Source organism: Mycoplasma sp. 480, assembly GCF_051353065.1.
Taxonomy (GTDB): domain Bacteria; phylum Bacillota_I; class Bacilli_A; order Mycoplasmatales; family Metamycoplasmataceae; genus Mesomycoplasma_A.
This window is the reverse complement of sequence record NZ_CP195722.1, coordinates 196033-209154: the sequence shown is the minus strand read 5'-3', so window position 1 is coordinate 209154 and position 13122 is coordinate 196033. Positions and strand designations below refer to the sequence as shown.

The following is a 13122-nucleotide window of genomic DNA, read 5'->3' as shown; positions in this document are numbered from 1 at the left end:
ATTAAGTATAAAATGTCCTAAAATATGAGAATCTTTTCATACATAAATTGGTCTAACTTTTAGTGTGTTTTTTAGTGTTCTAAAATTCTCTTCAATTTGTCATTGTTTGTGATATATTTCAATAATTTGCTTCTGGACTTAAATCTAGTCTAGAAGTTTCATAAACATAGAGTCCATCGAATTTTTCATCTTCTATGATTTTTTCATAATCGAGTTCGAATTCCATTTTCCCTACTCTTTTAAAAAATTTATATTTTTTAATTCCTATAATTTCTTCTGCACTAACTCTTCCAATTTTGTTTTGTCTTTTTTGAAAATTTTTAATTAATATTTGTCTATCTTCATAATCTTTTTTTGCTTTTGATTTACTAAAAGCAACAATTCTTCTTCTAATTGTCTCATTTACTCTTTTTCCGTTTCAATGGGAATTATAGTGATATTCTTTGTATTTCAAGCTTTTGTTTATATCAATATAACCTTCTTGTTCAAGTGCAAATTCTTTAAATTCTTTGCTTGATGATTTTAACCTATAAGAAATTATAAAATCAATGTTTTTTTGCTCTAAATAACGGAGATTTTTATTTATTGACATTCCTTTATCTGCAATAATAGTGACTTTTTTGAGATTGTAATTTTTCTTCATTTCTTCAATAAAAGGAATCATTGTGCTTGAATCTGCTGTGTTTCCTTTAAAAACTTTTATAAAAATCGGAATACCATTATTATCTGTTGCCATTCCTATAACAACTTGATCTTCTTTGAATTTTCCATCTTTAGAATAACCCGGAATTCTTAGTCCATTTCTTTGAAAAGATTCAAAATAAACGGTTGAAGAATCATAAAAAACTAATTCGATATCTCTTCCTGTTTCATTTGTGATAATGTTGTTTAAATTGGAAAAAATTTCTTTTTCATTATCAACTAAAACATCAAGAAATCTATAAAAAGAATTTTTAGAAGTTGTTATTTTATTATCGAATTTTTCTTTGTTTTTGAATCTTTGGAAAATGCTTTGTTCATAAAGAATTTTTGAAGCTATTTGATATTCTAAAATTCCTTCTAAATCTTTATGTTTACTTTCTTTTAATGAACCAAAAATATTTAATTTTTTGACAACATTGTAAATTAGATTTATCTCAGTCATTTTAAGAAATTTTTCAATATTATCTTTTTTAATTTCACTTAATAAAATATTTTTTATTTCTTCTGCTGAGTTTTTAGGATCAATTTCTCTCAATTTCTTTCTCATTATCTCTAAATATTTTGGATTTATTTTTTCTAATTTTTCAATATTTCCTAAACTTGCAATTTTTTTATAACCTTTTTTATTTTCTCAATATTTTACAACGGTTGCATATTTAGCATTCCCATTACTACATTCAAGTATAAAATGATTTTTCATATTGTAATTATACCATAATAGAAAGATTTTCAAAGAAAAAAATATTTTTTTTAATACATAGTATTAAATATATGAAAAAAAAGAAAAAAATCCCGTAAACTGGGAAAGACGGGATAAACAACTACATAATTATAGAAAAAAAACAAAAATTTTATAAAAAATGAGCTTTCAAATGAAAAAATTGTGTTTTTTTGCCCTTTTTCATTATAAAGCTTATAAATTTTCTTTAATTTCTTCTGTAATTTTGAAGTTAATTTTAGCTACTTGATCTAAATTTTCAAATCCGTATTTTGTTACAAATTCAAATGCACATTTTTTTGCATCTTTAGTAGCACCTAATAAAAATTTAAAGTTTCATTTTTGGTTTTGGTCTTCCATTTTTTGCAATAAAAATTCTCTTGCAATAATTGAAGCGCAGCCAACTTCTAAAAATTTGTCTTCTGCTTTTGTTTCTAGTTTCAATTTAGATTTAATTGTTGTAACTTGTAGTGATGAATTCACTAATTTATTAATATATTTATTAATGGAATTTGTTGTAGAAAATTGATCAATAATAACTTCATTTGCTGTATATTTTTTTTCTAGTTTATTTATATTTTGTAAATGTAACAACATTTTTAATTCATTTGCATTCAGAAATTTAGATAAATAATTATATTGTTTTTGACTTAAAAAACTGATTGAAAAATAGCAATTTTCCTTTATTTTAGGAGTAAGTTCAATAATTTTAGAATCTGTTATTTTTTTGGAATCTTTAATATTTAATAAAGAAATTTTTTCCAAATTTTCTTTAGGTATTAAAACTGCAGCAGCGACTAATGGACTTAAATAATCACCCACTCCAGTTTCATCACAGCCGATTTTTCCATCAATCATTTTAAGTTATTTCTGCTTCTTTGTTATTTCTAGATTCTCTTATTTTTTTGCTTTTTTCTTTTTCTTTACTTGGATCTTTTAAAAATTTTTTAATGTAGTGTCCTACACCACCTTCTTTATTTGTTTTTTTCAAGACTACTGTTGCAATTCTTTTAATTCTTTGTTCGCTATTTCCCATAGCAACTGCAACATTTGTAACATGAAACATCGAAACGTCATTATAACCATCACCAATACTTATGGTATTATCTACATCTATATCGTAATATCTCATTAATAAAGAAACAACTTTAGCTTTATTAACTCCAACTGAAGTAATATCAAATACAGGTGTTAAACCTTCACCTTTTGATCAAGAAGAAAATTCCCCTAAATCTCCGAATTTTCTTTCTAAATAGGTTTTTAATTCATATACATCAGTAGTTTCTTTTACATCAAAAACAATTCCTGTTGGTTTTAAAGGTAATTTATTTAAATTAATTCCTACAGTAAATTTTAAAGAATCACTAAATCCAAAAACTCTCTCTAAAGCCTCATCTCTTTTTTTAAGCTGAACTCAACCTGGTCCTTCAATTGCAATGTTAGAAATTTCTTTTTTTACCCTTTTATCCCCTAAAATATAAAGCATTTCGTTTAAATTTAGATAATGAATTTGTGGAATAAAAAAGTCATCAACAGGATTATGAATATGAGCACCATTGTAATTACCAACAACTGTGTCTAAATTTAATTTTTCATAAATTGGTTTAGTACTTCTTCATGGACGACCAGTTATTATACAAACTACATGCCCTTGACTTTTTGCTAATTTTATTGCTTCTATTGTGTCTGGATGCATTTCTCCAGTTGCTGAATTTGCTAAAACTGTACCATCTAAGTCCAAAGCAAATAAATATCTTTGTTTTTTATTTTTCATCTTTCTCCTAAAAAATATTAATTATTAAAATTCCTATAACCAAACAAAAAAGAACTAAAAATGTTGAATCAAATCTATCCATTATCCCGCCGTGATTGGGCAATAAATTTGAAAAATCTTTTATAGATAAATGTCTTTTTATTAATGAAAATAATAAATCTCCTAGAATCGAAGCAATTGGTAAAATCAATGACATAACTAATGCAAAAATTATTTTTTCATTGTTTGCAAAAGGAAAAATGGAACTAAAATATAAACAACAAAAAGTAAAAATTCCAGAAAATAAAACAGAAATGATTGCTCCTTCTCAAGTTTTTTTAGGCGAAATCTTTGGTGCTAATTTTCTTTTAAAAATTTTGTTGCCCAGTAAAGAACCCCCAAATAAACCAAAAGTATCGGAAATTCCTGCAATAAATCCAATTATAAGAATAGCATAAACACTATAAACATTAAAAATAAATAAATATTTTCCAAATAAAGAAATTGAAGAAAGTACTAAATAAATTAATATATAGTTAAAAACATTTTGTGTTTCTTTATCAATAAAACTAATAATTAAAAGCAAAATAAATAAAGAAATTAAAAATATTCCAGTTTCTAAATCTAATGTTAGATAAGAAATTAAATCTTCAAAATGATTTATACCATCTTTAACTATTGATAAGAAATTATCTATAGATAAAAAGTAAGTCATATTGGATAAAACAATTAAAGGAATGAATATCAACTTTTTAATTTTAAAATTTTTGAGAATTTCGTATGAACCATAAGAACTTAAAACAATAAAAAAGAGTAAACCAAAAATTCTTCCACCAATTCCCAAAAAATAAATTGAAAAAAAACTTGGAAATAAAATTAAAAAAATCAATAATACCACAATTGTTCTTACTAAAATTTTATTTTTTAGAAGGCAATTTCATTTATTTTCTATTTTCATAATATTCTTTAGATAGTCATTAAATCTTTTTCTTTTTCATCTGCTATTTTAGAAATTAAATCAATTTTTTTATCAACATTTTGTTGAATAACTTCTAAATATCTTTTTTGCTCATCTTCGCTTAATTCTTCATCTTTTTTAACATCTTTATTTATTTCTTGTCTTATTAATCTTATTCCAACTTTAGCTTCTTCAATGGTTTTGGATAAACTTTTAACTAGTTCTCTTCTTCTTTCTGTAGTTAAAGGTGGAAAAGTTAATCTTATTTGATGCCCTTCGTTAGCTACTTGAATATTTAAATTATGTGCTACTAATGTTGCATAAACTTCTTTAACAGAAGAAATGTCAAATGGTTTTATTAACAATTGTTGTGGTTGTGGCACTGAAATTGATGCTAATTGTTCAATAGGAGTTAATGTATCGTAATAATTAACTTTTATGTATGCTACTAATTGCGGATTTGCCCGTCCTGTAGAGATTTTAGTTAATTGTCTTTCAAAATTATCAATAACTTTTTCTGCTTTTTCTTCAAATTCTAATAAATATAAATCTAATTCCATATTAATTAATTACCTTTGTATGTTTTATTTCTCCTGTTATAGCTCTTAAAATTGAATTTTCTTCATTTATGTTAAAAACTATAAGTTCAATATTATTATCTTTTGCCATAGAAAAGGATGTAGAATCCATTACTTTTAGATTTCTTTCTAAAATTTCATCATATGTTATTTTTTCAAATCATTGTGCATTAGGATTTAATTTTGGATCTGAATCATAAACTCCTGCAACATTATTTTTACCAACTAATATTACATCAGCATTTATTTCTGAAGCAAATAAAGTGGCTGCAGTGTCTGTTGTAAAAAATGGTCTTCCTGTTCCTCCAACAAAAATTATTATTTCTTTTTGTGATAAATATTTATCTGTTTTTTCATTAATATAGTATTCTGAAACTCTTTTATCAAAGTTTATAGAAGACAATACTCTTGCAGATAAACCCTCCTGTTCAAAACCTGATTGTAATGCTAAACCATTCATCACAGTTGCAAGCATCCCTATATAATCAGCTCTATTTCTGGAAATTCCGTTTTTTTCAGCTGAAGCTCCCCTTCAAAAGTTTCCGCCACCAACAACAACAGCAACTTCGATTCCCATTTTAATAACTTCTTTTAATTGTTTTGCAATTTTTTTTACCATGTTATTATCAATTGCTAACCTAGTTTCTTTATTTGCTAAACTTTCTCCTGAAAGTTTTAACAAAATTCTCTTATATTTATATTCCATTATTCACCAACTTATAATTTATTTATTTAAATTTTAATACTTTTTTAATAAAAAACTAATAAATTATTTAATATATTAAAAAAAGAAACTGATTTAATTTTCATTTATTTAAAAAAATAATGCAATAAATGATAAAATTTCATAAGGTAAAAACATTAAAACTAGAAAGGCACAATTTAATGACAGAAATTTTTGGAGAAATTTTCGGTTGATTTGGAGTTATTTTTACGGTTGCTTTTGCAGTTCCGCAATTAATAAAGACTTTTAAAGAAAAAAGCGGGAAAGTTAATTTATTAAGTTTCTTTATTTTCTTTTTTGGGGTTACTTTATGATCAATTTATGCTTCTTTACTTGAATTTAAAAAAATTCAATTAGTAGTTGCCAATTTACTTTCTTTAGTTCTTTTAACAATTACTATTAATTTATTTTTAAAGTATAGAGAATCAAAATTTTATAAACCTTTTATTTTCTTATCAACAATATATAATATAGGAGTAATTTGCTTTGCTTCGATTGCATATCACAACGGGTGAAAATTGAACTCAATTGCTGATGCTATTTTTGGAATAGCTGCTGCATCAGGAACCTCTTTTGCTTTTGCGCCACAAACATTTATGATTATCAAAACAAGAAATGTTAAAGATTTATCTCTTATTACTTTAATTTTAGGGTTTTTAATTAATTTTAGCTGAGAAATTTATTGATTCATCATTGGTTTTTCAACAGGATTAATAACAAAAGTAGATATAATTTACATTTTAATTGTTCAAGCAATTGCAATGATAATTTATACAATACAAATAGTGTTGTTATTAAAAGAAAAATCAGCCAAAATAAAGCATAAATAAACTATTTCTTTACACCAAAACCTTTATAAGTAGTTTCTTTATTTTTAATTTTATTATCTTTATGTTCAGATAATGACATAAAGGTTTTTTTATAAAATTTATTATTTAATTTTGTTATTAAATTTTGAATTTTTTTATTTTCTCCTTCTTCTTCAATTATGCTTATTTGTGAAAAACTTGCAACCAAATTATTAAAACCACAAGTAATAAACTTAACTGGTTGTTCATTTCATATTTGATCTAGCATTTTGCTTAAATGATTATAAACAACTTCTTCATTATTTGTTAAATTAGAAAGAGTCAATTTTTTGGATTTTTTTTCTAAATCTGTATAAATCACTAAAAATAAATTTTTTGAAAATAATTGTTTTCTCTGTAAATTAGAACAAATTGTTCTGGAAATATGTTTTATACTTTCTAATAAAACTTTTCTTTCTGTAACCCAATTATCAGCATCAAAAGATATTTGTTGTGAAATTCCTTTAGGTTCTTCATACTTATAATTTACAAAATCATCATCGTTGTTTTCTAAATTATTTAAAAGATCGAAATCTCTTTTATGAACCTTTTTATTTATTGCTAAATCTTTTTTTATTTTTTTATAAAAATCTTCAATAGTATAAATTTTTAAATTTTGAAATTTGATATAGGAAGATTTTCCTATACCATAACATTTATCGATTGATAATGGTAAAATTTCTTTTTTAATATCTTTTTGCTCTAATATTTTTAAACCAAATGGTTTAGCTAAATTGGTTGCCATTTTTGCCAAAAATTTATTATAAGAAACACCAATTGTAATAGGCAAATCTAAAAATTTTTTTACATCATTTTGAATAGAAGAAATCATAAAATTTAAATTGTTATTAAATTTTTTAACTAATTCAGTAGCATCCATAAAACACTCATCAATAGAAATGATTTCAATTTTTTTTGTATATTTTCTTTTTAAAAAATCAAAAAAATTTTCAGATTCTTTTAAATATAAATTATAGTTTGGTTCCACAACAACTATATTTGGAATTATTTCTTTTACTTTTGACAATAATCAAGGAACTTTAGCACCTTTATTTTTCGCTTCGTAAGACAACGAAACAACAATAGAATTTTTTCTATTGTAAGCTATAGCAATTTCTTTTTTTTCTAAAAGTTTATTATTCTTTCTCTCTGCAGACACAAAGAAAGAATCTATATCAATATGTAATATAACTTTTTTATTTGACATTTTATAATGTATTTTATTGTTTCTTTTCTTCTAAAAGAACTATAACGTCTTTTATTTTTGATATTTTCATTAATTCTTCATCTGAAATAGATATTGATAATTCACTTTCAATATCTGTTATCATTTCAACTAAGTCAAGAGAATCAACTCCAATTTCAAAAATATCACTTTCTTCAGTGAATTTTTTATTTGTAATTTTTTTTAATTTTTCAAAAACGAAATCTTTCATAAAATAAATTATATATCATTATTTTCTATATTTAAATGATAATTTTTATAAACTTTTTGATCTTCATTAATCCAAATAAACTCTACTAAAACACTTTTTTTATTTTCGTATTTGTAATTAAACTTTATATCACCATAAGACACACCAAGTCTTTTTATAATATCTGTTATAAAAAAAGAAATCATTTTATCATTTATTACAGGTTCTCCATTTTCAATTTCAATATAATCATAATATTCTCTTGCATCAACTTCTGGGAAAATATCATTTTCAGTTAAGAAAAATGATTCGTTATTATTTGTAATTTTTTTATTTTTTGAAGAATCTTCGCTTTTTAAAGCTAAATATATAACTGGGATAGTTATAGCAATAACAGAAGCAACAGAAAGAGAAGAGTATAAAATTATTTTTTTCTTTTTAAAGAGAATTTCCTTTATTTTCGACAATTTCTTCTTCATCTTTTTTGTATAATTTTTTTAATCCATCAAGAGTAATTGTAGTATCTAATAAAAATTTAAATTGACTATTTTTTATTAGATAATGATCCACTTCTGAAATTCTAGGTTCTTTATAACTAGAAATATAAAATTTTACTTTTCCATCATTTTTATCTAAAAATTTATGTTTAATTTTTTGTTTATAACTCAAAGTGATGTCTTCGAAATCTTTATTTATATCAATTTTAATGCGTGGAAAGATTTCTCCTGAGAAATTATAGGGAATAATAAAACCTCGCTTAGAATAACTATTTATGCCCTTTACAGTGGTTTTTTTCTCAAAATCATAATATGTATTATCTACAATTTTGATTTTTCCTATAACTTTTTTACCATTAATAAACTCAACTTTATCATTTTTTTCAAAATATAAATTTAGTTTTTCTTGATTTTCGATTGGTAAGTTTTCAACAAACTTAGGTTTTAAATTTAAATCTCTTTCTATAAGTTCTTCATTATATGCATCGTTATATGCAACTACATCAAATAACGTTTCGTTGTATTCTCCTACTTTTAGTTTTGTAGGATAAAATACTAAATTGTTATAAAGTAATTTATCATAAGAATTTTGATATTTATCATTTATAGTGTTTGCAAAACTTGAAGTTCTAAGAGCTTTTACTGATTTAAATTTAATACTATCATCTACAAAAAAATCTTTTTGTAAAAGTGGATTTTTAACTAATTTTAATTGAGTTACAATCAAAGGATCTTCTTTCTTATTTTCTATTGAACTAACTAAACTTAAAGTTTTAATATCTGAAAAAGTATTTTTTTTAAATTCCAAAAACGGAATTATAAAATTTTCATAAGATTCCTCATTTATCTCTTTAATTACAGAAAAATCTAAAGGTTGGTTATTTAATTGGATACTAAATTCTACTTTCTTTTGATTTCTAGAAAAATATGTAGATTTAATTGAAAATGTGTCATCAATAATGTTTCTTTTTATTTCTATAAAATGTCTTTCACCCATTGGTGTATTTTTAGAAATGATTTTACTTTTTTTAACTTCAAAAACTGATTCTATTTCATTTATTTCTTTATACTCAGATAGATGCTGGATATTGTCCATATAAGTAAAATAAGAATCTGTCGATTGCTTTGTTAATATTTTTATAGTATGTACTTTTTGATCAATGTTTTTTAAATCAGTTTTTGTTATTTTCAAGAAATTCTTTTCTTAAAATATAAGAATATTCTGGTTCAATTAAGTCCATTATTTTTTCGAAAATAGAAACTGGTTTTTCAGCAACAATTTTGTTTTGATTATTTGGATCTAAATTTATTTCTAAACTTTGTTCTAGTTTTAATTTATTATGCATTAAGATAATTAATTCCATAAATTTTCTTTTCTCTACGAAAGTAATGATTCTATGTAATTTTGCCATATTTTTTTCTCCTTTTTTGGGTAATTTTTTAATATTCTACCCATTATAATTTTTAAATATTTTTAAAAAAATCATAAAAAAAGGAAAAAATTAGGAAAAATAGGGCAATTTTCCTAATATTTTTGACACTTTTTGGTTTTTTAAGAAAATATTGAAATTAAATTTTCGTATTTCTTATCGATAGTTATCCTATTAAAATATTTTAATTTAAAACTATAAAAATTCTGTTTATTTTTTATCCTGTTAGTTGTTTTAAAATTTGTTTTTTAACTTCAGGTCCTTGAATAATTTCAATTATTTTTAGTGAAAATTCCAATGAATAAAAAGCACTTTTAGCAGTTATGATTTTATCAAAATGCACTATGTTTTTGTCTTGGAATTTTTTCCCTTTTTTAGATTGATTTGGAAAACCTACATATTCGGTTTTATCATCAAAAATTTTTGTTTCAAAAAGGGCGTTAGGTGCATCGCAAATAGCAAAAATTCATTTTTTATTTTCTAAAAAATGATTAACTATATTTAAATTTTTAAGATCTTTTCTTAAATAAGTTGCTCCCTTACCACCTGGAATAAAAATAGCTGAAAATTCACTTAAATCAATTTCTTTTTTAGTTTGTATTTTTACAATTTTATGTTGCCCTATATATTCTCTTGACTCATTATTGTTATAAAAAATTATTTCTGAAAAAGTTTTTGCTCTTTCTAAAGTTGTAGTTACAGCAGTTAATTCAAAATCTTGAAAATCATCTTGAACTAAAACAAGTAATTTATTATTCATAGTCCCTTTCTAATCATATGTAACATTTGTAAGTTTTCGTAGATATATTATAAATCATTGCATAGTTTTTTCTAAGTCTGGTTGATTATTTTTAGTTAAAAAAAGTTTAATTTTGCCTAGTTTGTATAAATTATTATAAATTTCTGTTTCATCTGTTGAAGGAGTTAAACCTAAGTCGATAATTTTATTTGGATAATATTCAGAAAGAAGTTTATAACCGAAATTAAAAAAATCTTTTTTTGGTATTATTTCAGGTTTAATTGAACCAATTATAGCCAACTTAATCCCTATTAATTCATCTTGAAATTTAGGTCATAAAATACCAGGAGTATCTAATAATTGTATATCACCTGCATTTATCCACTGTTGTCCTTTTGTTACTCCTGGCATATCTCCAACTTTAGTTTTTGCATTTGAAATTAAATTAATTAATGTAGATTTTCCACTATTAGGAACACCCATAATAAAAACTCTTAATCGTGGTTTTAGTAAACCTTTTGCAGAATCTTTTTTTCTCTTCTCTTCTAATCGTTCGTTAATAGCTTTTAAAATTATTTTTTTGCTGCTATTTTCTTTTAAATTAACAAAAATTACTTTTGAATTTTCACTATTAAATCTTGATAAAATTTTATTTATTTTGCTTTTATCTGACATATCGCTTTTTGTAATTACAAACAACCTAGGTTTAGAAGGAGATATTTTATCAAATTCTTCATTGTAACTACTTATTGGAGCTCTACCATCTAAAACAATTAAAAACAAGTCTGCTAAAACTTGCTTTTCTTGTATTTGTTTCATCGCTTTTGCCATATGGCCTGGGAATCATTGAATCATATCAATTATTATAATGTATTTTTAAAAAAATAAGAAAGAAAAATTTCCTAATTTATAGGAAATTTCTGTATATTATTAATCAAACTTGATTTTAATTGAAGGTCCCATAGAAGCAGAAACTGTTAAGTTTAAAATATATGCACCTTTAACTACACTTGGTTTTAATTTTTTAATTAATGAAATTAATGTTTGTGCATTTTCTGCTAATGCTTGTGCACTCATTGAAGTTTTTCCAATTAATGAGTGAACAATACCAGATTTATCTGCTCTATAGTTTGCTTTACCTTTTTTAAGTTCTTCTACAGCTTTTGAAGGTGTAGGAGTAACTGTTCCAGTTTTTGGGTTAGGCATTAATCCTTTTGGTCCAAGTTTTTTACCATATTTACCTAAAACAGGCATCATTTTTGGATCAACTACCATTACATCAAAATCAAATAAATCATTTTTTAAAGCTTCTTCTAATTCACCTGTTGTATAAACTAAATCTGCTCCTACTTCTTTTGAAGATTTTTGCATATCAGGATTATCTGTTGCTACTAAAACTCTAATATTTTTTCCTGTTCCGTTAGGTAATACAACAGCACCTCTTAATTGTTGGTCTGCTTTTCTTGTGTCTAAATTTAATCTAATTGCTAAATCTACTGATGCATCAAATTTTGCATATGAAGTTTTCTTTACTAACTCCATTGCTTCTTCTAAAGAATAAACTTTATCTTTTTCTACAAGTTCTCTTGCAGATTGAAGTTTTTTACCAATTTTTCTCATATTAGTTTTCTTCACTTTCTTGTTTTTCTTTTATAACTTCTGCATCTACAAAACCTTTATTTTCTGCAGCAGCTTTTGCATCTTCTTCTAATTTAGCAGCTGAAGCAGCAGCTTTTGCATTTGCTTTAGCTTGTTTTTCAGCTTCTTTTTTAGCAGCCACAACATCGTCTCAACCTTCAACTAAAACACCCATATTTTTAGCTGTTCCTGCAATTGTTTGCATAGCTTTATCCAATGAATCTGTGTTTAAATCAACTAATTTGTATTGTGCTATTTCTTTTAATTGTTCTAAAGTAATTGTAGCAACAATTTTAGTTTTAGAATTTGAAGAACCTGATTGAATTTTAGCTGCTTGTTTAATTTTATATGAAGCAGGTGAAGTGAATAATTTAAAATCAAATGATTTATCTTTATATATTGTGATAGCTACAGGAACTGGTTCGCTCCCTCTATCTCTTGTTTGATCGTTAAATTGCTTTGTAAATTCAGGCATAACAATACCTAAACCAGCTAATGCAGGACCAGGTTTAGCTTGTCCAGCATTAAATTGCAATTTAGCAACACGAACTATTTCTTTTGCCATTGCGAGCTTCCTTTCTTTCTCTTGGTGGTAATAACGATTTCTCTTCCACTAAGGCAATATAAATATTGCAATTAAAATTTTACCATATTTTGCTTTTTTTAAATTAAAATTAATCTAATTTATCTAACTCATCAATTCTTGCTTGATGTCTTCCGCCTTCGTATTTAGTTTCAAAATACTCATCGACCATTTTTTTTGCTTCTTCAAAAGTTGTAAATCTACCACTTAAAGCAATTGCATTTGCGTTATTGTGTAATTTTGCTAAATAAGCATCGTTAACATTTGTAATTCTTGCTGCTCTAACTCCTTTGAATCTATTTAAAGCATATGAAATTCCAAGTCCTGTTCCACAAAAACCCATTCCTATGTCTGCTTTTTTGCTTTGTAAGTATTTTCCAAGTTTTTTACCATATGTTGCATAGGATACTGATTCTACTCCGTTAAAAGGGCCTAAATCTTCTACTTCGTATCCTTTGGATTTTACATATTCTAAAACTTTTACTTTTAAATCATAACCAGCATGATCACTTGCGAATGCTACTCTAATTTTTTCCATA

17 protein-coding genes are annotated in these 13122 nt (G+C 24.4%); 1 reads left to right on the top strand and 16 read right to left on the bottom strand.

Going from position 1 to position 13122, the window contains the following annotated elements:
• Positions 1 to 79 precede the first annotated feature (79 nt).
• The 6 genes from ACR34G_RS00945 to pyrH all read right to left on the bottom strand — a co-directional run bounded on the left by ACR34G_RS00945 (position 80) and on the right by pyrH (position 5415).
• Positions 80 to 1402, bottom strand: a complete 1323-nt coding sequence (locus tag ACR34G_RS00945) for an IS1634 family transposase (protein WP_436358913.1) — start codon at positions 1400 to 1402, stop codon at positions 80 to 82.
• Between the two features lie 213 nt (positions 1403 to 1615).
• Entirely contained in the window at positions 1616 to 2278 is a 663-nt protein-coding gene (locus ACR34G_RS00940) for a ribonuclease HIII (protein ID WP_436358912.1), read from the bottom strand.
• A gap of 1 nt (position 2279) precedes the next feature.
• Positions 2280 to 3194 carry a Cof-type HAD-IIB family hydrolase gene (locus ACR34G_RS00935; RefSeq protein WP_436358911.1) on the bottom strand — a complete coding sequence of 305 codons (915 nt, stop codon included), beginning with the start codon at positions 3192 to 3194 and terminating at the stop codon, positions 2280 to 2282.
• Between the two features lie 7 nt (positions 3195 to 3201).
• Positions 3202 to 4131 carry a phosphatidate cytidylyltransferase gene (locus ACR34G_RS00930; protein WP_436358910.1) on the bottom strand — a complete coding sequence of 310 codons (930 nt, stop codon included), beginning with the start codon at positions 4129 to 4131 and terminating at the stop codon, positions 3202 to 3204.
• Between the two features lie 8 nt (positions 4132 to 4139).
• Entirely contained in the window at positions 4140 to 4691 is a 552-nt protein-coding gene (frr, locus tag ACR34G_RS00925; RefSeq protein ID WP_436358909.1) for a ribosome recycling factor, read from the bottom strand.
• Position 4692: 1 nt separating this feature from the next.
• Positions 4693 to 5415: a UMP kinase gene (gene pyrH / locus ACR34G_RS00920; protein ID WP_436358908.1), complete on the bottom strand. Its 723-nt coding sequence runs from the start codon at positions 5413 to 5415 to the stop codon at positions 4693 to 4695.
• A 128-nt stretch (positions 5416 to 5543) separates the two neighbouring features.
• Between pyrH and ACR34G_RS00915 the strand changes: the two genes are divergently transcribed.
• The gene (locus ACR34G_RS00915) at positions 5544 to 6263 is read left to right on the top strand and encodes a PQ-loop domain-containing transporter (protein WP_436358907.1); all 720 of its coding nucleotides are present in this window, start codon (positions 5544 to 5546) and stop codon (positions 6261 to 6263) included.
• A 1-nt stretch (position 6264) separates the two neighbouring features.
• Here the strand turns inward: ACR34G_RS00915 and ACR34G_RS00910 are convergent, their stop codons facing one another.
• The 10 genes from ACR34G_RS00910 to ACR34G_RS00865 all read right to left on the bottom strand — a co-directional run bounded on the left by ACR34G_RS00910 (position 6265) and on the right by ACR34G_RS00865 (position 13121).
• Positions 6265 to 7488: a Y-family DNA polymerase gene (locus tag ACR34G_RS00910; protein WP_436358906.1), complete on the bottom strand. Its 1224-nt coding sequence runs from the start codon at positions 7486 to 7488 to the stop codon at positions 6265 to 6267.
• A 13-nt stretch (positions 7489 to 7501) separates the two neighbouring features.
• The gene (locus ACR34G_RS00905; RefSeq protein WP_436358905.1) at positions 7502 to 7717 is read right to left on the bottom strand and encodes a phosphopantetheine-binding protein; all 216 of its coding nucleotides are present in this window, start codon (positions 7715 to 7717) and stop codon (positions 7502 to 7504) included.
• Between the two features lie 8 nt (positions 7718 to 7725).
• A complete protein-coding gene (locus ACR34G_RS00900) occupies positions 7726 to 8163 on the bottom strand; it encodes an MHO_1590 family protein (RefSeq protein ID WP_436358904.1) in 438 nt (145 codons plus the stop codon).
• Positions 8135 to 9289 (bottom strand): MHO_1580 family protein, encoded by a 1155-nt coding sequence (locus tag ACR34G_RS00895; protein WP_436358903.1) that lies wholly within the window; start codon positions 9287 to 9289, stop codon positions 8135 to 8137. The genes ACR34G_RS00900 and ACR34G_RS00895 overlap by 29 nt, the downstream gene beginning before the upstream one ends.
• Positions 9258 to 9605: an MG284/MPN403 family protein gene (locus tag ACR34G_RS00890; RefSeq protein WP_436358902.1), complete on the bottom strand. Its 348-nt coding sequence runs from the start codon at positions 9603 to 9605 to the stop codon at positions 9258 to 9260. Before ACR34G_RS00890 ends, ACR34G_RS00895 begins: the two co-directional genes overlap by 32 nt.
• A gap of 235 nt (positions 9606 to 9840) precedes the next feature.
• Positions 9841 to 10383 carry a DJ-1/PfpI family protein gene (locus tag ACR34G_RS00885; RefSeq protein WP_436358901.1) on the bottom strand — a complete coding sequence of 181 codons (543 nt, stop codon included), beginning with the start codon at positions 10381 to 10383 and terminating at the stop codon, positions 9841 to 9843.
• Between the two features lie 9 nt (positions 10384 to 10392).
• Positions 10393 to 11217, bottom strand: coding sequence for a ribosome biogenesis GTPase YlqF (gene ylqF, locus ACR34G_RS00880; protein WP_436358900.1), 825 nt, complete (start codon positions 11215 to 11217; stop codon positions 10393 to 10395).
• Positions 11218 to 11292: 75 nt separating this feature from the next.
• Complete coding sequence (rplA, locus tag ACR34G_RS00875; RefSeq protein WP_436358899.1) at positions 11293 to 11982, bottom strand: 50S ribosomal protein L1; 690 nt, start codon at positions 11980 to 11982, stop codon at positions 11293 to 11295.
• Between the two features lies 1 nt (position 11983).
• Positions 11984 to 12565 (bottom strand): 50S ribosomal protein L11, encoded by a 582-nt coding sequence (gene rplK, locus ACR34G_RS00870; protein WP_436358898.1) that lies wholly within the window; start codon positions 12563 to 12565, stop codon positions 11984 to 11986.
• Between the two features lie 109 nt (positions 12566 to 12674).
• Positions 12675 to 13121 carry an RpiB/LacA/LacB family sugar-phosphate isomerase gene (locus ACR34G_RS00865; protein WP_436358897.1) on the bottom strand — a complete coding sequence of 149 codons (447 nt, stop codon included), beginning with the start codon at positions 13119 to 13121 and terminating at the stop codon, positions 12675 to 12677.
• Position 13122: the final 1 nt, after the last annotated feature.